This is a genomic window from Kitasatospora sp. NPDC058478 (genome assembly GCF_042720345.1).
Lineage (GTDB): Bacteria > Actinomycetota > Actinomycetes > Streptomycetales > Streptomycetaceae > Kitasatospora.
Genome location: NZ_JBHXML010000009.1, coordinates 115,097 through 136,266, shown reverse-complemented (window position 1 = coordinate 136,266; position 21,170 = coordinate 115,097). Strand labels below are relative to the sequence as shown.

The 21,170-nt window shown below is 72.7% G+C and carries 17 protein-coding genes; 7 read left to right on the top strand and 10 right to left on the bottom strand.

The window, feature by feature from the left end; all coding sequences use genetic code 11:
• The first annotated feature begins 164 nt into the window (after positions 1–164).
• Positions 165–866, top strand: coding sequence for a hypothetical protein (locus ACFWPT_RS07520; RefSeq protein ID WP_380372281.1), 702 nt, complete (start codon positions 165–167; stop codon positions 864–866).
• A gap of 97 nt (positions 867–963) precedes the next feature.
• Here the strand turns inward: ACFWPT_RS07520 and ACFWPT_RS07515 are convergent, their stop codons facing one another.
• Together ACFWPT_RS07515 and ACFWPT_RS07510 are read right to left on the bottom strand one after the other, a co-directional pair.
• Positions 964–1,329, bottom strand: coding sequence for a darcynin family protein (locus ACFWPT_RS07515; protein WP_380480288.1), 366 nt, complete (start codon positions 1,327–1,329; stop codon positions 964–966).
• Positions 1,330–1,416: 87 nt separating this feature from the next.
• The gene (locus tag ACFWPT_RS07510) at positions 1,417–2,310 is read right to left on the bottom strand and encodes an NAD(P)H-binding protein (protein ID WP_380480286.1); all 894 of its coding nucleotides are present in this window, start codon (positions 2,308–2,310) and stop codon (positions 1,417–1,419) included.
• 107 nt (positions 2,311–2,417) lie between these two features.
• Here ACFWPT_RS07510 and ACFWPT_RS07505 point away from each other — a divergent pair, with 107 nt between their 5' ends.
• On the top strand, positions 2,418–3,419 hold the full coding sequence (locus ACFWPT_RS07505) for a LysR family transcriptional regulator (RefSeq protein WP_380480284.1): 1,002 nt from the start codon (positions 2,418–2,420) through the stop codon (positions 3,417–3,419).
• Between the two features lie 182 nt (positions 3,420–3,601).
• Here ACFWPT_RS07505 and ACFWPT_RS07500 read toward each other — a convergent pair whose 3' ends face one another.
• Positions 3,602–4,549 carry an SDR family NAD(P)-dependent oxidoreductase gene (locus ACFWPT_RS07500; RefSeq protein ID WP_380480282.1) on the bottom strand — a complete coding sequence of 316 codons (948 nt, stop codon included), beginning with the start codon at positions 4,547–4,549 and terminating at the stop codon, positions 3,602–3,604.
• A 107-nt stretch (positions 4,550–4,656) separates the two neighbouring features.
• Here ACFWPT_RS07500 and ACFWPT_RS07495 point away from each other — a divergent pair, with 107 nt between their 5' ends.
• A complete protein-coding gene (locus ACFWPT_RS07495; RefSeq protein WP_380480280.1) occupies positions 4,657–5,322 on the top strand; it encodes a TetR/AcrR family transcriptional regulator in 666 nt (221 codons plus the stop codon).
• Between the two features lie 26 nt (positions 5,323–5,348).
• Here ACFWPT_RS07495 and ACFWPT_RS07490 read toward each other — a convergent pair whose 3' ends face one another.
• From ACFWPT_RS07490 to ACFWPT_RS07475, 4 genes are all read right to left on the bottom strand, one after another.
• Positions 5,349–6,545: a cytochrome P450 gene (locus tag ACFWPT_RS07490; RefSeq protein ID WP_380425268.1), complete on the bottom strand. Its 1,197-nt coding sequence runs from the start codon at positions 6,543–6,545 to the stop codon at positions 5,349–5,351.
• A 31-nt stretch (positions 6,546–6,576) separates the two neighbouring features.
• Entirely contained in the window at positions 6,577–7,980 is a 1,404-nt protein-coding gene (locus tag ACFWPT_RS07485; protein ID WP_380372299.1) for an NAD(P)/FAD-dependent oxidoreductase, read from the bottom strand.
• Positions 7,970–8,179 carry a ferredoxin gene (locus ACFWPT_RS07480; RefSeq protein WP_063352161.1) on the bottom strand — a complete coding sequence of 70 codons (210 nt, stop codon included), beginning with the start codon at positions 8,177–8,179 and terminating at the stop codon, positions 7,970–7,972. The genes ACFWPT_RS07485 and ACFWPT_RS07480 overlap by 11 nt, the downstream gene beginning before the upstream one ends.
• A gap of 132 nt (positions 8,180–8,311) precedes the next feature.
• A complete protein-coding gene (locus tag ACFWPT_RS07475) occupies positions 8,312–9,079 on the bottom strand; it encodes a GntR family transcriptional regulator (protein WP_380480277.1) in 768 nt (255 codons plus the stop codon).
• Positions 9,080–9,281: 202 nt separating this feature from the next.
• On the opposite strand from ACFWPT_RS07475, the gene ACFWPT_RS07470 reads away from it, so the two are divergent.
• Positions 9,282–10,847, top strand: coding sequence for an alkaline phosphatase family protein (locus tag ACFWPT_RS07470; RefSeq protein WP_380480275.1), 1,566 nt, complete (start codon positions 9,282–9,284; stop codon positions 10,845–10,847).
• Between the two features lie 112 nt (positions 10,848–10,959).
• On the opposite strand, the gene ACFWPT_RS07465 is transcribed toward ACFWPT_RS07470, so the two are convergent.
• The gene (locus ACFWPT_RS07465) at positions 10,960–11,397 is read right to left on the bottom strand and encodes a VOC family protein (RefSeq protein ID WP_363377996.1); all 438 of its coding nucleotides are present in this window, start codon (positions 11,395–11,397) and stop codon (positions 10,960–10,962) included.
• Positions 11,398–11,543: 146 nt separating this feature from the next.
• Between ACFWPT_RS07465 and ACFWPT_RS07460 the strand changes: the two genes are divergently transcribed.
• Positions 11,544–12,080, top strand: coding sequence for an AAA family ATPase (locus ACFWPT_RS07460; protein ID WP_380372311.1), 537 nt, complete (start codon positions 11,544–11,546; stop codon positions 12,078–12,080).
• 164 nt (positions 12,081–12,244) lie between these two features.
• Here the strand turns inward: ACFWPT_RS07460 and ACFWPT_RS07455 are convergent, their stop codons facing one another.
• Positions 12,245–12,904: a Sua5/YciO/YrdC/YwlC family protein gene (locus ACFWPT_RS07455; protein WP_380372314.1), complete on the bottom strand. Its 660-nt coding sequence runs from the start codon at positions 12,902–12,904 to the stop codon at positions 12,245–12,247.
• 14 nt (positions 12,905–12,918) lie between these two features.
• Entirely contained in the window at positions 12,919–14,151 is a 1,233-nt protein-coding gene (locus tag ACFWPT_RS07450) for a 2-isopropylmalate synthase (RefSeq protein WP_380372393.1), read from the bottom strand.
• Between the two features lie 359 nt (positions 14,152–14,510).
• Here ACFWPT_RS07450 and ACFWPT_RS07445 point away from each other — a divergent pair, with 359 nt between their 5' ends.
• Positions 14,511–20,741 carry a DNRLRE domain-containing protein gene (locus tag ACFWPT_RS07445; protein WP_380480272.1) on the top strand — a complete coding sequence of 2,077 codons (6,231 nt, stop codon included), beginning with the start codon at positions 14,511–14,513 and terminating at the stop codon, positions 20,739–20,741.
• Entirely contained in the window at positions 20,738–21,013 is a 276-nt protein-coding gene (locus ACFWPT_RS07440; protein ID WP_380480270.1) for a hypothetical protein, read from the top strand. Before ACFWPT_RS07445 ends, ACFWPT_RS07440 begins: the two co-directional genes overlap by 4 nt.
• Positions 21,014–21,170 lie beyond the last annotated feature (157 nt).

Below are 21,170 nucleotides of genomic sequence, written 5' to 3'. Positions count from 1 at the left end.
GGACCGGCGGACCTCGGCATCTGGAACGAGGAGCAGGCCGCCGCTCACCGGCGCCTGACCTCGTTCATGCGCGAGCGCGGCACCGTCCCAGGGGTGCAGTTGCAGGCCGCGGGCAGGAAGGGTCGCACCAACTGCCCTGGGTGGGCGCGGGGCAGAACGGTTCCGTGAGCGCGGCCGAGGGAGGCTGGCGGACGTTCGGCCCGTCGGCGGTCCCCTTCGGCGACCTGGACGCACCCCGGCAGGCCGACCGCGCCGACCTCGACGAGGTGGTCGAGGCGTTCGCCCGCGCGGCCCGGATGGCCCACCTGGCCGGGTACCAGGTCGTCGAGATCCAGGCCTCGCACGGATACCTCCTGCACGAGTTCCTCTCACCCCTGTCCAATCACCGGACGGACGAGTACGGCGGCAGCCTCCGGAACCGGACGCGCCTCGCGCTGCGCGTGGCCCGCGCCGTCCGGGAGGCCTTCCCGGCGGAGAAGGCCGTCTTCGTCCGGATCACCGCCACGGACTGGGTCGAAGGCGGCGTCGGCATCGACGAGGCGGTGGCGTTCGCCGAGGAACTGGCGGCCGTGGGCATCGACTTGCTCGACGTCACGTCCGGACTGGCGGTGCGGGACCACGAGGCCCGCCCGCCGACGCGGGAGGGGGTCCACGTCGAGTTCGCGGCACGGCTCAAGGACGCCACCGGACTCGCGGTCGCCGCCGGACAGATCGGCGACGTGTCGCTGGCCGGCGAACTGGTGGCGAGCGGGCAGGTGGACGCCGTGATGACAGGGCGCCCCCTCCTCCACGACCCCTACTTCGCCCTGCGCGCGCGCCCCGCGGACCAGGCGGCCTGGCCCCACCAGTACCGACGCGCTCTCTGACCGCTCCTCTGGTCCTTCCGGGCCGATGCCCCCTGACCACGACCGGTCAGGGGGCATCGGCGCTCGTGCGCAGGTGGGTGGGCGGGCGGGCGGTGTCTCAGGTGGCGATGGTGGCGAAGGGTTCGAGGCCGTAGGTCCGGGCGTAGCCGTTCTCGGTGCCGACGAGGAGGTCGACGACCTCGAAGTAGCGGTCCCAGAAGGGGGTTTCGCGCAGTGCGTCGACGAGGAGCTGGTAGGCGTGGTGGTCGTCGGCCTCCCACACCCAGACGTCGGTGACGCGAGCGGAGTAGAACTCCGTGTCGTAGAAGCGTGACCGGACGCCGGTGGTCCTGGCCTTGATGGCCGGCAGGACCTGGGTGGTGAAGGCGTCCACGCGTTCCTGGACGGTCAGGGCGAGCCATTCGGGCATGGTCTTGACCAGCATGAACGCCGTGACCGGCGGTTCGGACTTCTCAGCGGACATCGGGGTGCCTCCAAAGCGGCAGGTGGTGGTGGTCCTGGTTCGCTGTTCGCCGGGCTCCGTGGTGCGCCCGGCACGGGGTGCTGGACTTCAGGAGAGGACGGCGGGCTTGAGGGTCCGGGCGCACCACTGCTCGAAGCGGGTGGGGGAGGCGGTGTCCGGGGTGCGGGCGACGCCGGCGTCGAGGCCCTCCTCCTTGGCCCGCTTCATGTCGACCACGCCCCGGGCGAACGCCTCGTTGAGGCCGTAGCCGACGAGGGTGGTGTACAGCTCGTCGAGCGACTGGCGTTCGTAGCGGACGGGGCGGCCGAACTGCTCGGTCATGAGGCGGGCCAGGTCGTTCGGGGACAGGTCCTGCGGCCCGAGGACCGGGACGCTGCCGGTGCCGGTCCACGAGCGGTCCAGCAGCAGGTCGGCGGCGGCGGCCGCGATGTCGGCGACGGCGACGAAGGGGGCCTTGCGGTCGGCGTCGACGGAGTCGGTGAAGACACCCTTCTCGCGGATCGAGTCGGCCTCCTCCAGGAGGTTCTCGAAGAAGGACGGGTTGGCCAGGGCCCGGTAGGCGACGCCGGTGCCGGCGATGAGGTCGTCCATCGCGAGGGAGGCGGTGACGAGGCCGGCCCGGTCGGCGAGCGGGGTGCCGCGGCCGAGCGCGGAGACGCCGACGACGTGGCCGACGCCGTGGGCGACGAGCGCCTCGACGGCGGCGCGGGTGAAGCCGCTGTAGGCGTCGTGCGGGGTCAGGGAGGGGTCCGGGGGGACGAGCCAGAAGACCGCGTCCGCGCCCTCGAAGGCCCGGTCGAGGACCTCGGCGTCCGCGTGGGAGCCGGTGACCACGTCGACGCGTCCGTGCGCCGCGTCCGGGAGCCGGGCGGGATCGCGCACGATGATGCGCAGTTCCTCGCCCGCGGCGGGGGCGGACTCCAGGAGCTGGGAGAGCAGGTGGCGGCCGATGTTCCCGGTGGGACCAGTGATGACGATCATGAAAACCTCGTAGCTCGTGCTGTTTCGGTATGCCCCTCATCCTGCTGAGATCCGCCGTGCTGCCACAATGGGAACTTCAGCACGGAATCATTGACTGAAATGGAATAATGCTGGTGAGCAGCCCTGATCCGGTCATCGACGCCAATCTCGCCATCGCGCTGGATGCTCTGCTGACCGAGCACAGCGTGACCCGCGCCGCCGCGCGACTGCACACCTCGCCCGCCGCCATGAGCCGCACCCTGGCCCGGCTGCGCCGCATCCTCCAGGACCCCCTCCTGGTCCGGGCCGGGCAGGCCATGGTTCCCACGCCGCACGCCCAGGCCCTGCGCGAGGAGGCCGCCACCGTGGTGCGCAGCCTCGGAGCGCTGCTCAGCCCCGGTACGAGCGTCGACCCCGCCGGCCTCCGCAACACCTTCACCCTCCAGGCCGCCGACCTGGTCGGCGCGGCACTGGCCCACGGGCTGCTGCAACTGGCCCGGCGGGAGGCGCCGGGGGTCTCGTTCCGGATCGGGGCCGAAGAACTGGAGGCCGGGCCCGCCCTGCGCGACGGCCGGATCGACCTGGAGGTCGGATCCATCGACCACGTGGACCCCGAAACCCGGGTCGAGGAACTGGTCAGCCTCCGCATGGTCGCGGCCGTCCGGGCCGGCCATCCGCTCACCGAAGGGCCGCTGACCCCGGCCCGGCTCGCTGCCGCCCACCACATCGCGGTCAGCCGCCGCGGCCGGTTCACCGGCCCCCTCGACACCGCCCTGGCCGAGCAGGACCTCCACCGGCGGGTCAGCGTCGTCCTGCCCAGCCACCTGGCCGCGATGACCCTCGCCACCCGCAGCGACCTCGTCTGCCTGGTACCCGCCGCACTCCCCGGCGCCGCCCCCTCGCCCCTCACCCACGACGCCGGCGCCCTCGGACTGCACCTCCTCGACATCCCCCTGGCCCTGCCGCCACTGACCATCGGCATGGCCTGGCACCCCCGACACACGGCCGACGGGGCCCACCGCTGGCTCCGCGACGCCGTCCGGCGGGTGCTCCGCACGCCGGCGGCGGCTGCGGGGCCCACCGCGACGGACGCGATCGGGCTCGCACAGGACGCGATCGGGCTCGCATAGGACGACACCGGCCCCGTACCGGACGACGCCGCCCCGGCCTGCACGGACGCATGCCCGTGGGCAACAAGGCCGCGGACCGGACGACAAGCCGAGGTGTCCCGCTCCGCAGCCGGGTGTCTACTCGCCGGAGTCGGTCACCGACGCCCGGCCCGGATCCGTGTCAGGCGTTCCCGGACGACGCGCTACACCGTGCTGGCCGATCCGGAGGGAAACGAGTTCCGCCCGGACTGAACGACGGGGAACTTCACCCCGGTGAGGTCTTCGGAGACGGCCCACAGCCGCTGCTGGACGACCACCTCGTACGACTCCGGGCTGGAGGTGACCAGCCGGGGGTGGCCCATGAACTCGCCGCGTCCGCCGGGACCGTAGTACTGGCCGCCGAGCGCGGCGGGGTCGGCGGCGGCCCGAAGGGTCGGCAGCGCGCCCATCGCCGGCTTCTGGGTGATCAGCGGCGCGAGCCAGGTGAGCGGAAGCCGGAAGGCCGCGGGGAGGTTGCGGGCGAGCTCGGTGCTGGACACGCCGGGGTGCGCGGCCACCGCGACGGTGGTGCCGTGCGTGGCGAGCCGACGCTGCAGCTCGTACGTGAACATCAGGTTGGCCAGCTTGGACTGGCCATAGGCGGCGGCCCGGCTGTACGACCGCTCCCACTGCAGGTCGTCGAAGTGGATCGCGGCCCGGATGCGGTGGCCGGTGCTGCTGACCGTCACCACGCGCGAGCCGGGCACCGGCAGCATCAGGTCCAGCAGCAGCCCGGTGAGCGCGAAGTGGCCGAGGTGGTTGGTGCCGAGCTGCATCTCGAAGCCGTCCCGGGTGGTCTGCTTCGGGGTGTACATCACGCCGGCGTTGTTGATCAGCAGGTCGATCCGGTCGAGCCGGGACCGCAGCGCCGCCGCCGCGGTCCGGACGGAGTCGAGCGAGGTCAGGTCCAGCGCCTGCACGGTCACGTCGCCGGTCAAGCGGGCCGCGGCCTGCTCGCCCTTCTCCACGTTGCGCACGGCGAGCACCACGGAGGCCCCGCGCTCGGCGAGCGCCTTGGCGGTCTCGTACCCCAGTCCGGTGTTGGCCCCGGTCACCACGGCCACCCGCCCGCGCTGGTCCGGAATGTTCGCCGTCGTCCACTTCTCGCTCATGCCAGGCTCCCGACCAATTAACGTACCGAAGGTATCTTGTGCACGACGCTAAAGTACTTTCGGTACGTTGTCAACGTACCGCAGGTACCTAAGTTAGGCTGGTGATCATGACTTTCCAGCGGGCGCGAACCGAAGAGCAGCGGGAGATGCGTCGACGGGCGATCCTCGACACGGCGTCGGCGATGCTCGACGAGATGCCCGTGGCCGCGGTCACCCTGAACGAGCTCAGCCGCCGGGTGGGCCTGGCGAAGCCGAACGTGCTGCGCTACTTCGAGTCTCGCGAGGCGGTGCTGCTGGAACTGCTGGACCACTTCCTACAGGCGTGGCTGGCGGAACTGGCAGGCGAGTTGGCGGCCGGCATCGACGAGAATCTACCCATGGCCGAGCGAGCGGCGGGGGTGGCCGAGATCCTCAGCCGCTCGCTCTCCAGCCGAGCGGTGCTGTGCGACCTCTTCGGCGCACAGGGCAGCGTCCTGGAACACAACGTCTCCGTCGAGGTCGTGGCCCGCTACAAGCGCGCCTCCCTGGACCGCCTGACAGCCATGACCGCCCTGGTCCTGAAGTACCTGCCGGAGCTGGGCGAAAACGCAACACTGTTCAGCCTGCAGACCATGGTCATGGCCGGCGCGCTGTCGGCGTACAGCACACCCCCGCCCAGCCTGCGGGCGGCCTACCAGGCCGAGCCCGACCTGGCCCGCTTCCACCTGGAGCTGGAGGACTACTTGAAGCTGGCCCTGACCGCAACCCTCCTGGGCGTGCTGCCCCGCCGCTGACCTGCGGTGCACTGAACTGAGGGGCCTCAGAGCTGGACGGGCAGGTGGCGGGGTCCGCGGAGCATGGCGTTCTGCCGGTAGGGGGGCGGATCCTGGACCAGGCGTGCCGCGCCGAGGCGGGGGATCAGCGCACCGAGCGCGGCCTCGGCCTCGATGCGGGCGAGCGGTGCGCCGTAGCACAGGTGGATACCGCTGCCGAAGCCGAGGTGCTGGTTGTCCGGGCGGGTGGGGTCGAACCGGTCCGGCGCGTGGAACCGCTTGGGGTCGCGGTTGCCCGAGGCCAGCGCGAGCACGACGGAGGCGCCTGCGGGGAGGGTGGTGCCGCCGACGTCGATGTCGGCGAGGGGGATGCGCTGGCGCATGTGGACCGGGGGTTCGTAGCGCAGCAGTTCCTCCACCGCTCGCGGCAGCAGCTCCGGTTCGCGACGCAACTGGTCCAGCTGCTCGGGCTGACGCAGCAGGGTGAGCACCCCGTTGGCGATCAGGTTCACCGTGGTCTCGTGTCCGGCGATGAGCAGCAGCACGGCGGTTTCCGCGAGTTCTTCCTGGGTGAGCCGCAAGGCCGGGTCCGGTTCGTTGACGAAGGCGGAGAGCAGGTCGTCGCTCGGATTGCCACGGCGCTTCTCGGCGAGGCCCGCCAGGTACCGGCCCATCTCGCCCCGCGCCTGCTCGCCCGCCTCAGCGCCCGCCTCGTCCCGCCCGGAGGAGTCCGCTTCGGGCCGGACGTCGGCGGACGCGACGAGCGCGTCGGACCACGCCCTGAAGAGCGGCTCGTCCTCACGCGGCACGCCGAGCAGGCGGCAGATCACTGTGACGGGCAGCGGGTAGGCGAGGTCGTCGACGATGTCGATCCGGCCGCCCGCCTGGAACGGCTCCATCAGTTCCCCGGTGAGCTGGACGATCTCGCCGCGCATGGCATCGACCCGGCCCGGGCTGTGCGGGGGGCCGAACGGCCGCATGGCCAAGGTGCGCAGTCTGTGGTGCTCCGGGTCGTCGAGCCGCAGGAACGGCGGCTTGTGCGTCGTCTCGCCACAGGTGCGGGGATCGACACTCATCCGTGGATCGTGGAGCAGGGCGGCGACCTCGTGGTAGGTGCCGATCAGGTAGCTGCCGTCTGCCTGCCGGACGACGGGACCGGCCTCGCGCAGTTCCGCGTACAGCGGGTAGGGGTCGGGGCGGTTCGCGTAGTCGGTGATCCGTGCCAGCAGGGTGTCGGAGTCCATGGTGGCTCCTCGTCGTTGGGCGGGACGTGGGTCAGCCGCGGGGCTGCACCACGGTCAGTCGACGGTCGGGCAGGTATCCGGTGAGCGCCACGGTGGGGCCGTGGGACAGCCCCTTCGGATCCGGCACGTCGGACGGAATCGGGATGTCCGCCGCGAGCGCGCGGTCCGCCGCGCCGGGCGGGGGCGGGAACGGCGCAGCCGTCTCGATCAGGTGCCGGTAGTAGTCGAGCGACTTGGCCATGTCGACGGTGACCGCCGCGGTGACCCGCCCCTGGTAGCCGTAGACCATCGCCAGACGGCGCGCCTCCAGAGAACCCTGGGCGATGACCACGTGGTCGGAGAAGGTGGGCACGCCCACCGACTTGATGTTGAGCCCGAACTGGGTCGACCAGAACGTCGGGAGGGCGAGGTGCGGGCGCCGCAGCGGCCCTGGACTGACCATGTTGTGGGCCGCCACCCCGGCCTGTTCGACCGCGTTCCCCCAGTGTTCGAGGGAGAGCATCTGGTAACCGAACAGCGGGTGGGGGAAGCGGGAGACGTCGCCGGCGACGAAGACGTCGTCAGTGACGATTCCGTACATGTTGAAGGCGCGGCAACCGGCGTCGCAGGCGATTCCGCGCGGACCCGCCGCCAGTCCGGAGTCCGCCAACCACTCGACGTTGCGGACCGCCCCCAACGCCACGACGCACACGTCCGCCTCGACGCGGCTGCCGTCGGACAGCTCCGCGCCGGTGAAGCGGCCGCCGCCGTCCCCGCGCAGGGCGGTGACCGTCACGCCGGTGCGCAGGTCCACACCGTGGTTGCGCTGCATGGCGGCCGCGAGTTTCGCCAGGGTGCCGCCCAGCGCGCCCACCAGAGGTGCGGGGCCGCGTTCGGCGACGGTGACGTCCAGTCCGCGTTCCCGGCAGGCCGAGGCGATCTCCGAGCCGGTGAAGCCGCCGCCGATCACCAGCACCCGCCGTGGCCCGGCGGCCAACCGCTCGGCCAAACCGCCGGCGTCCTCGCGGGTACGCAGCGTGAACACCCCGTCCAGGGCGGCCTCCTGCGGATGGGGCCAGGGACGCGCCCGGGTCCCGGTGGCGATCAGCAACCGGTCGTACGGCAGCGACTCGCCATCGGCCAGCATCACCCGCTTCCCCAGGGGGTCCAGGCCGGTGGCGCGTACGCCCAGCCGCCACTCGGCGTCCGGATCCCGGCGCATCGGCAGCCCGGTGGAGTCCGCCGCAGCGTGGCCCAGCAGCACCTGCTTGGACAGCGGCGGCCGGTCGTAGGGCGGATGAGGCTCGTCGCCGACCACGGTCAGTGAGCCGGTGAACCCCTCCTCCCGCAGCGCCTCCGCGGCCCTCAGCCCGGCCAGCGACGCGCCGACGACAACGATCCGGCCCTCTGTCTGGTAACCGGCCCTCTGGTCACCGGCTCCCTGGTCACCGGCCATCAGCGCTCACCTCCTCGCCGAGGAGGATGGCCTGGACCGGGCACGCCGCCGCGGCCTGGCGCACGCGCTCGACCTGGTCATCGGGGACAGCCGGGGCGTACAGCAGTCCCTCCTCGCCGTGCAGCTGGAACACCCTCGGCGCGAGGAACACGCACTGTGCGTAGCCCTGGCAACGCGTGAGGTCCACAACGGTCCGCATCCCCATCCCCACCACTTCCTCTGCCGCCGTACCCCCCTCTCTTCCAGCATGGAACGAGAGCCGGACGCGCGCAGCACGGGCCGAGAACCGGTGCCGGTACGCGCACCTGGCGCGAGGAGCGCAGTACTGGCTTCAGTCCCTGTCGGGGGCGTGCAGGGCGAGGGTGAAGCTGAAGCGGTCGCCGCGGTAGAGGGTGCGGACCTGTTCGAGGGGGTGGCCCGCGGCGTCGCGGCTGCGGCGGTGGAGCAGCAGCATGGGCAGGGCGGGCGGGGTGCCGATGAGCAGGGCTTCGCGGGGGGTGGCGAGGACCGTCTCGATGCGTTCGTCGGCGCCGCCGAGCCGCACACCGCACTCGCGCAGGTAGCCGTAGAAGGAGCCTTCGGGGTCGAACTCCCGCTCCAGGCGCGGGACCCGGGCGACGGGGACGTAGGTGGACTCCAGGCCGACGCGTTCCTCGTCGGCGCGCAGGACGCGTTCCAGGTGCCAGAGGGATTCACCTTCGGGGACGGCGAGGTGCTGGGCCATGGGCGGGTCGGCGGGGAGGCGGTCGAGGGTGATGAGCGTGCGGCCGGGGCGCAGGCCCTGGCGGGTGACGCCTTCGGTGTAGCTGGCGAGCGAGAGCGGCTGTTCGATCTTGGGGCCGGCGACGACGGTGCCGCGGCCCTGGCGGCGCAGGCGGCCTTCGAGGAGGAGATCGCGCAGGGCCTGGCGGACGGTGGCGCGGGCGACGTGGTGGCGTTCGGCGAGGTCGGCTTCGGTGGGCAGGCGCCCGCCAGGGCCCAGTTCGGCGATGAGGTCTTCGAGTTGGGCTTTGACCAGGTAGTACTTGGGCACCCGGCCGTGGTCGGGGACGCCGGAGCGGGCGGGGGCGACGGGGGGCCGGGGGGTGCCGTGGTTCACCGCGCCACCTTACCGAGCGGCGGTCCGGCGCCGTCGGGTGGCGGTTCCGCGCCCCTGAGATCACGGAATGGTAACCGGTCTGGACTGAATTTCGGCGGTTGTTCATACAACCGTGGATCCGGGGAGGGCTCCTCCTCGTACGGGCGCCCCATCCTCGGTGCCGGTGCAACCGCACCGCGTCGCCCCCCAGTTGGGAGCCCCTGTGCGCATTCCCCGCTCCACCCGGACCGTCACCGTGGCCACCGCCGTAGCCGCCGCGGCCACCGTGCTGCTGCCGTCGGCGCCCGCCGGCGCCTCCCCCGCCGCTTCCGCCGCAGCCGCCTCCCCCATCGCGACCACCCCCGCCGTCCCCGCCTACAAGGGCCTGCCGGACGGCACCAAGCAGGCCAAGACCCTGGTCATCGGCGTCGACGGCACCCGCTACGACAAGCTGGCGGCCGCCGACGCGCCCAACCTCAAGGCGCTGATGGCCGGCGGCATGACCGCCACCAGCAACCTGTACGCCAACCCGCTGGCGCCGACCCTGTCCGGGCCGGGCTGGTCGACCATCGCCACCGGCGTGTGGCCCGACAAGCACCAGGTCAAGGACAACGCGTTCACCGGCGCCCGGTTCGACCAGTACCCGGACTTCGCCAGCCGCCTGGAGGCCGCCGACCCGGCCGCCTCCACGCTGGTGATCGGCTCGTGGAACCCGATCACCGGCAACGTCTTCAACGGCAAGGCGGACCTGCGGATCGCCGAGAACGAGAACGACGCCAAGACCGCCTCCGACGCCGCCGACTACCTCGCCCACGGCAACCCGGACGCCGCCTTCCTGCACTTCGACGGGATCGACGAGGCCGGGCACGCCTCCGGCGGCGCCAGCGCCCAGTACGCGGCCGCCATCCACACCGTCGACGCGCTCGTCGGCCAGGTCGTGCAGGCCGTCAAGTCCCGCCCCGCGTACGGCTCGGAGGACTGGCTGATCGTCGTCACCACCGACCACGGACACACCGACGCCGGCGGGCACGGCGGCAACAGCGCCAACGAGCGGCAGACCTTCGTGATCGCCGACGGCGCCGGCTACCCGGCCGGCTCCCGGCGCTACGACGTCAAGCCCGTGGACATCGCGCCGACCGTCCTCAAGCACGAGGGCGCGGCGATCGACCCCGCCTGGCGCCTGGACGGGCAGCCGATCGACGAGATCGCCCCGGACGCCTTCGACGCGCTGCGCCCCGCCCTCCAGGGCCGGGTGGACGAGACCGGCATCCCGGCCGCGGTCCGGGGCTGGACGCACACGCCGCCCACCGGCTGGAGCATCGACAACTCCCGGATGCCCAGCGGCGGGGTGACGGAGTGGCGCGGCTGGGCCTTCGCCACCGACGAGTTCTGGAGCGCCACCCAGCTCGGACAGGGCCGGGAGACCAACGTGCGGGCCCGCAACGTCTTCGCGGTCGCCGACTCCGACGAGTGGGACGACAAGGCGCACGGCGCCGGCCAGTTCGACTCCACCCTGGTCAGCCCGGCCTACCCGGTCGCCGGCCTCGGCCGGGCCACGCTGTCCTTCGCGACGAACTACAAGGTCGACGGCCCGCAGACCGGCGACGTGTACGTGGTCTTCGACAACGGCGCCCCGCAGCTGGTGAAGTCCTACCGCGCCGACCTGAACACCGTCGAGCACCTGCCCGTCACCGTGCCGGCCGGCGCCACCACCGCGCGCCTGCAGTTCCGCTACACGGGCACCAACAGCGCCTTCTGGACGGTCGACCAGGTCTCCTTCGGCGCCTGACACCACCACCGGCCCTCCCGCCGCCCCGGCCCCCGGGGCAGCGGGAGGGCAGGGTGGCGGGGGGCGACGCCCACCACGCGGTACGGCGGCCTCCCGGAGCGGAGTTCGGCTGTCAGACCAGGCAGAACTCGTTTCCTTCCGGGTCGGCCATCACCACATGATCGGGCCTGCCGTCCAGCTCCTCCTCGCTGACCACGGTCGCGCCCGCGGCGGTCAACCGCTCCACCGCCTCGACCACGCGCGGCCATCGCACCTCCCACGGTGTTTCACGGCCGCCACCGACCTGGACGTCCACGTGCACCCGGTTCTTCACCGCCTTCGGCTCCGGCACCTTCAGGAAGGACATGGTGGGGCCCACCCCGTCGGGATCACAGAGGTACGCGCCGTCATCCCACTCGCCCTCCGGGATTCCGTAGTGGGAGAGCCATTCCTCCCAACTCCCGAATCCCGCAGGTGCGGGCTTCTCCGCATAGCCCAACGCCAGTGCCCAGAACCCGGCCAGCTTCGCCGGGTGCGCGCAGTCGATCGTCAAGCTCCACCTGGTCGCCATGCGGTCCTCCTCCGATCGGATGCCGCGACGGTACCGCGCACCTCTGACACTCGCGGCCGGCGAGCCGCCCGGTGGCGCGACCGGCGCCGTCACGACCCTCGGCGCGCACCGGCCGGGTGGCCCCCGCTGGCCGGTACGGTACCGGCGTGACGGGAACTCAGGACACCGTGCTGGTGGTGGTCCGCGGGCCGAGCGGGGCGGGCAAGTCGAGCGTCGCCGCGCGGCTGCGCGCCGCGTACGGACGGGGTGTGGCCGTCGTCGCGCAGGACGTGCTCCGGCGCACCGTCCTGCGCGAGCGCGACCTCCCGGGCGGGGCGAACATCGGCCTCATCGACCTGGTCGCCCGGCACGCCCTCGACCACGGCTTCCACACCGTCGTCGAGGGCATCCTCGCCGCCGAGCGCTACGGCCCGATGCTCGCCCGGCTCGCCGCCGACCACCGCGGCCGCAGCCACCTGTACTACCTCGACGCCGACTTCGACGAGACCGTGCGCCGCCACGCCACCCGTCCCCAGGCCGGCGAGTTCTCCCCCGAGGACATGGCCGGCTGGTACGAGCCCCACGACCTCCTGCCCGGCGGCCTCGAACACGTCGTTCCGCAGCACAGCACCCTCGACGAGACCGTCGAGCAGATCCTCACCGACACCCGTCTCACCCCACCCGGCTGGACACCCCGCCCCTGAGGACGGGAAGCCGGGCCCCTGCACCCCTCCCCCGACAGGCGGGACGGCCCGGCCAGTTCGCCGCGCTCGGACCCGGCTGACGCCGACCCGGAATCCGACGATTCGATCAACTACCCTGCCACCGCGATCTCGTGGCATCCACCCATCACTCGAAGGCAGGGGGCTCAGCGGGTCGTCGCCGAGCGGAGGTGTTCCAGGTAGCGGGCCGGGTCGGCGCCGTGGGCTTGGTCCTGGGCGCCGTACCGGATGTGGGCCAGGCCGCCGTCGGGTGCGATGCGCAGCATGGTGGTGGCGGCGTGGGGGGTTGCGGTGTCGCGCAGGGCGTCGGCGTCGACGACAGGGGTGTCGGGTCCGAACATGGCCGCTGCCTGGTCGGCGGTGGCGGCCGGCGGGTGTCCGGTGCGGTTGGCGCTGCTGACGTACAGGCGCGGGAAGCGTGTGAGCAGCGGTGTCAGGGGCTGCCAGCGTGCGCCGAAGAGGAGCAGGTGGCCGTCGCGCAGGGCGGGGGCGGCCCAGGCCGGCGGGGTGTCGGCGCGTATGGGCACCAGCAGGGTGACCAGGTGGTCGCGCAGCATGGTGAGCGCGGTGTGCAGGGCGGTCGGCGTCAGGTCCAGTCGGGTGGTGAGGTCGGCCCAGGTGGTGTCGTCGTGGACCCACAGGGCGACTTCCTGGCCGACGGGGCGGCCCTTGGCGTTGTTGACGGCCTGGGGGTTCGTGGCGGTGGCGACGTAGGTCAGGGGGCTGGGGTTGGGCAGGATGACGGCCCGCCCGGCGGTCAGGGTGCGGGCGGCGGTGCTGGTATCGAGCCGGGCGGTGGTCGGCATGGGGGCGGGTCCGTTCACGGTGCGGGGGTGGTGGCGGTCAGGCCTTCGAGGTAGGCGGCGAAGTCGGCGTCGGGGACGACGGCCTGGTTCAGGCGGTAGGCGCGGTCCTTGGCCCAGGCCAGGGCGGTGCCGGTCTGGGCCTGGTCCAGTCGGTGGCCGAGCCGCTCGGCGACGGCCTGCAGCACGCGCCGGCTGGCGAGGTGGGTGAGGACCACGCTCGGTGCCAGGCCCAGGTGCTGCTGCGGGTCGTAGGGCTGGAAGGTCCGCGGGTGGGTGAACGGGGTCCCGGTGGAGATCGTGGCGACGCCGGTGCCCACGATCGGGGTGGTGACGGTGAGCGGGATCCCGGTCTCGGCGGACACCATTCGCGCGATCCCGGGCAGCCGGGTCAGGTCCGGCTGCGTCCACCACGGTTCGCAGCCGGGCCCCAGCACCTGTTCGGCCTTCGTGCGGTCGTGGCCGAGCAGGAAGAGCAGTTGTTCGGTGGCGGCCATGCCGCTGCGCTCGGCCATGCCCAGCCAGGAGCAGGCGGCCACCCGTACCCCGCTCTCCAGTGCGGCCAGGGTGTTGGCCAGCCCGAGGCCGAGGTCGTTGTGCAGGTGCGAGACCAGGACGGTGTCCGGCCCCGCGTCAGCGGCGACCCGTTGGAACAGGGCCCGGGTCTGACCGGGCAACAGGTCGCCGACGGTGTCGGCGAGCACAATCGTCCCCGCGCCGTGGGCGGTCATCGCCCCCGCGTACTCGGCCACCAGGGCGTGGTCCGCGCGGGGTGCGTCCACCAGGCACACGTCCACCGCCGTGTCGTCCGCCAGGTCCGCCGCCTCCTTCAACACGTCCAGGCCGTCTGCCAGGGCCTCGCGGGCACCGCTGTGGACGAGGGCGCGGGCGGTCGCCTCGGAAGCGGCCACGATCACCATCACCCGCGCGTGCGCCGCACCCCGCACCGCGCTCAACGCCAGCCGCACGTCGGCCACCGTGCCCCGGCAGATCGCCGAGGGGCTCACCGAATCCTGTGTCTCCAGCGCCACCTGCCGGGTCGCCTCGAACTCCTGCCCGCACACCGACGGGAAGCCGGCCGCGAACACCACGTGCCGGGGCCCGTCCGCGCCGAACACCGCCCCCTGTTCCCGGGCCAGCCGCACCCGGAATCCGGCGCTCATCAGGGTCTTGGCCTGCGCACCGTCGCGCGCGGACTCCTCGAACAGCACGATCCGCCCGGCTCTCGCCGACTCCCGCACCACGTCCACTGACGACAACGCCCCGCCCCCGTCCCGGCGCGGCACTCACGTACCGCGATACGTCGAGAATCCCCTCGGCGGATCGTAGAGCACGCCCAGACCCATGCCCAGACCCATGCCCAGACCCATGCCCAGACCCACGTCCACGCCCCCGTCGCGGCTCCCGCAGTGCAGATGTCGACAACGCGGGCACGGCGCCCGCGGTTGCCTACGTCATGATCACGATCATGTGAACCTTGTCGAAACAAGATCATTATTTGATGATCCTTTGGCGTCATTTGACCCCATCTTTGATCTTGTCGACCACTCCTATGCTCCGAAAGCGCCGTCGAGCGACGGTGTTTCAAGGAGTCGATATGAACAGACGGATGACCACACGACGCAGACCCGGCAGGCCTGTTGGCATGCGGGCGCTGAGCGGGTCGCTGGCCCTCGCCGTGGCGGTGTCGCTGCTGGCCGGGTCCGAGACGGCCCTCGCCGCGACGCCGAGCGCGGCGGCGAGCGCGGCCGCGCAGGCGGGCAAGGGCGCCGGGCAGTGGGCCACCTCCGCCGCCGACGTGCCGTCGGCGAGGGTCGCGGCCCGGCTGTCCGGGCAGCGGGTGGAGGCGTTCTCCGAGCGTACGGAGACGTCGACGACATGGGTGAACAAGGACGGTTCGCTCACCACCGAGCTTTTCGCGGGCCCGGTCCGCTTCCAACGTGACGGCCAGTGGGTGGACGTCGACCTCGGCCTCCAGGCCGGCGCGGACGGGTCGGTGGCGCCGAAGGCCCACCCGAACGCGCTGCGGCTCGCCGGTGCCGGCGGCACCCGGGCGAAGTCGCTGCTCCAGGCGCAGGCCGCGGCCCCGGACGACGCCCGCACCCTGGTGACCCTCGGGCAGGGCGACCAGCAGGTCGAGCTCCAGTGGCGGGGCGGCCTGCCCAAGCCCGCCCTGGACGGCACGAAGGCCACCTACCGGGACGCGATCGCGGACGGCGCGGCCGACCTGGTCGTGGAGGCCACCCGGACCGGCTTCGAGCAGTACACGGTGCTCAAGCAGCGCCCGAGCGCCGCCGGGTTCTCGTACACGATGCCGCTGAAGGCCGACGGTCTGAAGGCCGAGGTCCAGCCGGACGGCGGCGTGCTGTTCACCGACAGGCGCACCGGCGAGCGGCGGGCCGTGCTCCCGGCGCCGGTGATGTGGGACGCGACGGCCGCCGCCGAGGGCTCCGGTGAGCACGCCCGGCAGGCGAAGGTCGGTCTGAAGGTCGTTCAGCGCGGCGACGGCATCGACCTGGTGTTCACGCCGGACGCCGCGTTCCTCGCGGACCCGAAGACGCAGTACCCGGTGACGGTCGACCCCTCCACCACGGCCCTCGGCAACGTCTTCGACACCCGGGTGCAGCAGGGCGAGACGGTCGACTGGTCGGCCGACACCGAGATCTACTGGGGCAACTCCGGCACCAAGAACGCGGACGGCTCCTCCCGCCAGGCCCGGTCGTTCATCAACTGGAACACCGCGCCGATCGCGGACGCGCTGATCACCAACGCCAGCCTGTCGCTGTACAACTTCCACTCCGGCAACAGCGACTGCCAGCCCTACGCGTGGGACATCTGGGACACCGGCCTCGCCTCGACCGCCTCGCGCTGGACGGCGCAGCCCTCCTGGAACGCCAAGAAGGCCACCGGCACCGAGACCAAGGGCCGGGACGCCTGCGGCGGCGACGGCTGGATCACCGCGGACGTCACCAACCTGGTGCAGACCTGGACGTCGGCGAAGAACACCACCTCGGGCATGGGGCTGCGCGCCCCGGACGAGGCCAACACCAAGTACTGGAAGGAGGTGAACTCCGCCAACGCCGCGACCAACGTCCCGAAGCTGACGGTGACGTACAACTACCGCCCCCGGACCGGGACGGACCAGCAGGCCGGCTCGCCGTTCTACAAGGACACCGCCGGCACCTGGTGGGTCAACTCCACCACCCCGACGCTGCGCGACACCTTCGTCGACCCGAACAACGACAAGGTCGACGGCACCTTCCAGATCTTCGACACCGCCACCGACACCCAGGTGGGCAACGTCCTGGTCTCCCCGTACGTGCCGAGCGGGGCCCCGGCCTCCGTCAAGGTCCCGGCCGGTGTGCTGGCCAACGGCAGGACGTACAAGTTCCGCACCTCCCCGTACGACGGGCTGCATTACAACAACAACTGGTCGGCGTGGGCCACCTTCACGGTCGACACCTCCGCCCCCTCGGCGCCCGCCGCGCTCTCCTCCGCCGACTACCCGTCGGGCCAGTGGGTCAAGGGCCCCGGCCAGGCCGGTTCCTTCACCGCGACCCCGCCGGCCGGTGACCAGAACGCCCTGGAGTGGACGCTCGACGGCGCGACCTGGACCAAGGTCGCGACGAACGGCTCCGCCGCGCCGGTGACCTTCACCGTGACCCCGGCCAAGGCCGGCACCAACACCCTTCAGGTGCGGGCGGTGGACCGGGCGGAGAACAAGTCCGAGGCCCGCACCCACACCTTCCAGGTCGGCGCGGGCGGTGTCACCTCGCCGAACGACGGCACCCGCACCGCGGCGCGCCTGCCGCTCACCGCCGAGGCCGACGCCGCCCGCTACGACCAGGTGGCCTTCTCCTGGCGGCGCTCCGACGCCGACGCGTGGACGCGGATCCCCGCCGGCGACATCACCAACGGCGGTGCCGCACTGGCGGCCTGGCCCGTGCCCCTCGCCGCGGGCAAGAGCCCGGCGCTCACCTGGAACGCCACCTCCACGGTGACCCCGGACGGCACCGTCCAGCTCCGCGCGGACTTCACCGGGCCGGGCGCCGCCGCCGTCTCCTCCGAGCCGGTGCGGGTCGTCGTCGACCGCAAGGCCGACGGCGCGGCAACGGAGAACGTCGGCCCGGGTGCACTGAACCTGCTCACCGGCGACCTCAGGGTCCCGGCCACCGACGTGTCGCTGTTCGGCATGACGGTCGGCCGCACGCACTCCTCGCGTGACCCGCGGGCCGCCGCCGGCCAGGACGGCCAGGCGGCGGTCTTCGGCCCCAACTGGGTGTCCAGCGTGTCGTCGAGCCTGTCCGCCTCGGAGTACACGGAGATCCGCAGGACCTCCAGCACCTCGCTCAGCGTGATGGCCGCCGACGGCTCCGCCGTCTCCTTCACCTCGAACGCGGCCGGCAACGGCTGGACGCCCGAGCCGGGCAGCGAGGACCTCACCCTGAGCGGCTCCTTCGGCGCCGACTTCACGCTCTCCGGCACCGAGGGCACCGTCACCACCTTCGCCAAGGCCGATCCGGCCGCCGCCACCTGGACGGTGACCTCCACGCTGCAGGGCGGGCTGGCCAACACCACCACCAGCGTGGTGTCGGAGACGACCGTGGTCGGCGGCAGGACTCTGGCCCGGCCGAAGCTCGTCATCGCGCCGACCTCCGCGGCCACTCCGGCGGTGTGCGCGGCGAACGTCGCCGCCAAGGGCTGCCGCGTCCTGCAGTTCGTCTACGCCACCGCGACCACCGCCACCGGCGTCGCCACCGGCACCGAGTTCGGTGACGTCGCCGGGCAGGTCAGCGCGATCAGGCTCTGGAGCACCGCGCCCGGGGCCGCCTCGGCCACCGCCACCGACGTCGCCGTCTACCGCTACGACTCGGCCGGGCGGCTGCGCCAGACCTGGGACCCGCGGCTCGGCCAGAGCAGCCAGAACCAGTACGCCTACTACACCCAGGGCGCCGACGACGGCCTGCTCTCCTCCGTCCAGCTCAGCGGCACCCTCGCCACCTCGCTGGCGTACGGCACCGTCACCGCCAACCCGGCCGCGGGCCCGGGCATGCTGACGAAGACCTGGCACGACACCCTCGCCCCCGGCACCACGAGCACCGTGAACGGCACCGCCACCACCACCGTCGTCTACGGCGTCCCGCTCTCCGGCGCGAAGGCCCCGGAGGACCTCTCCGCGCCCGCCGCCTCCGCGTGGGGCCAGAGCGACCTGCCGACCGACGCCACCGCGGTGTTCCCGCCGGACCAGGCCCCCGCCTCCAACAACGGCACCGACCTCGGCGCCGGCGACTACACCAGGGCGAGCGTCACCTACCTGAACGCCTCCGGCCGCCAGGTCAACCAGGCCACCCCGGGCCACCACGTCACCACCACCGAGTACGACAACCAGGGCCACCAGGTCCGCAGCCTGACCGCGGGCAACCGCGAGCTCGCCCTCGGCGCCACCACCGCGGCCAAGGCCGAACTGGCCGACCTCGGCATCGACACCCTGCCCTCCGCCGAACGCGCCCGGCTCCTGTCGAGCAGCAGCGCCTACAGCGCGGACGGCCAGCAGGAAACCGACGTCTACGACCCGCTCCACCGCATCACCCTCGCCGCCGACGCCACCTCCGGTGCGACGGTCCTGGCGAAGGCCGGCACCCAACTGCCCGCCCGCCAGCACACCGTGAAGACCTACGACGAGGCCCGGCCGACCGACGGCACCGCCAAGATCAAGAACCAGATCACCCTCACCGCCACCGGCGCCCGGCTCCGCGCCTGGCCCGACCTGCTGGTCGACGCCCGCCAGGACCGCACCACCTACAACTGGGTGCTCGGCGTGCCCACCGCGCAGATCAAGGACAGCGGCGGCCTCGCCCTGACCACCACCACCGGCTACGACGGCCAGGGCCGGGTCGTCTCGACCCGGCAACCGGCCTCCACCGGCTCCGACGCGGCGGCCGGCTGGACCAGCTACTACACTGCCGACGGCACCGGCACCTGCGGCAACCGCCCCGAGTGGGCCGACCTCGTCTGCCAGACCGGGCCCGCCGCGGCCATCACCGGCGGCGGCGCCAACCCCGCACAACTGCCCACCAGGACAACCCAGTACGGGCAGTTCGGCCAGGCCACCCGCACCACCGAAACGGCCAACGGCGTCACCCGCACCACCGTGACCGACACCGACACGGCGGGGCGCCCCACCACCGTCACCGTCACCGACGGCCTCGGCACCCCGGCCCCCGCCGCCACCACCACCTACCACCCGGGCACCGGCGCCGTCACCCGCCAAACGTCCGCCACCGGCGGCACCATCACCAAGGGCTACGACGAACTCGGCCGCCTGACCTCCTACACCGACGCCGACGGCGCCGTCACCACCACGGAGTACGACGCCCTCAACCGCCCCACCAAGGTCACCGACACCTCCCCCTCCACCACCACCTACACCTACGACACCGCCGTCGACCCGCGCGGCCTGGCGACCTCGGTGACGGACTCCGTCGCCGGCACCCTCACCGCCCGCTACGACGCCGACGGCACGCCGCTCACCCAGGGCCTGCCCGGCGGCTACACCCGGACCGACGACAAGGACCCGGCCGGCACCACCACCAGCCGCACCTACACCCGCGACAGCGACGGCCTCGTGCTGGTCTCCGACGGCATCACCGAGACCATCCACGGCCAGCGGGCCACCCACACCGGCACCCCCGGCATCACCGCGGCCCAGACCTACGCCTACGACCGGGCCGGCCGGCTCCTCCAGGTCCAGGACACCTCGACCGACGCCGTCTGCACCACCCGCACCTACACCTTCGACCGCAACACCAACCGCACCGCGCTGGCCACCGCCGACGCCGCCCGCGGCCAGACCTGCACCACCACCGCGGGCACCACCCAGACCAGCACCTACGACACCGCCGACCGCCTGGTGAACCCCGGCTACACCTACGACGCGTTCGGCCGCACCACCGCACTGCCCGGCAGCACCCTCGCGTACTACACCACCGACCTGGTGCAGCAGCAGACCAGCGGCACCAACCGGCAGAGCTGGACCCTCGACTCGGCCCAGCGCTTCCGCGCCTGGACCACCGAGACCAACACCACCGGCACCTGGGCCCAGACCGGACTGCGGACCAACCACTACGGCTCCGACACCGACAGCCCCCGCTGGATCACCGAGGACACCGCGGGCACCCTGACCCGCAACGTCACCGGCCCCGCCGGCACCCTCGCCGCCACCACCGCGAAGACCGGCGGCACCGTCCTGCAACTCGCCAACCTGCACGGCGACATCACCCTGCGGCTGCCCCTGGACACCGCCGTCGCACCCACCGTCCTCGACTACGACGAGTACGGCCAGCCGCGCACCGGCCAGCCCGGCACCCGCTACGCCTGGCTCGGCGACAAGCAGCGCTCCGACGAGACCCCGAGCGCCCTCACCCTCATGGGAGCGCGCCTCTACAACCCGGCCACCGGCCGCTTCCTCTCCCCCGACCCGGTCCAGGGAGCGAGCGCCAACGCCTACGACTACTGCAACGCCGACCCGGTCAACTGCACCGACCTCAACGGCCGGATGCCCGGCTGGCTGAAGGCCGCGCTCAAGGCCGCCGTCTCCCGCGCCGTCCAACTGTCCGTCACCGCGGCCGTGGCCGCCTGGATCCCCTTCCTGGCACCCTGGGCGCTCCACATCGGCAACTGCGCCGGCGGCGCCTGCGCCGGTGTACTGTTCGGGAGCGGCGGCTGGAAGCAGCGCATCGTCTGGGCCGTCGCCGGCTGCCTCGCGGGTTTCGTCTTCGACCGCGGCGTCTCCCAGCGGATCGTCGACAAGGTGATCGGCGTGGTCAGGAGGTTCGTGTGACATCCACGGAGTCTGCGGAGTCGGCGAATTCGGCGAATTCGGCGGAGGAACCGGCAGCGCGCCGGGCGAGCCCGCTGCGCCTCGCCGCGACCAACGGGGCCTGGCTCGCCCCGTCCTTCCTCGCCGCCTACCTGCTCGCCGACCGCCTCACCGCCGACGCCACCACCCGTACCTGGTGCACCCTGCTCCTCGCACCGGTGATCGGCCTGGCCCTGCGCGCCACGGCCACCCTCGTGGCCCGCCGCCGACGGGCGCGGACCAGTCGGCGGTAACCCGACGCACACCCCTGCAACAGGCCGACCCGCCGGCGCCACCGGCGGGTCGGCCTGTTGCGTGCTCGTTCCGTGCTTCTGCAACAGCTCACGGTCCCGGCGTCCGGGGTCCACGTCTGGGAAGTCCCGGGTCGGAGTGCGCCGTGGTCACGAGGCA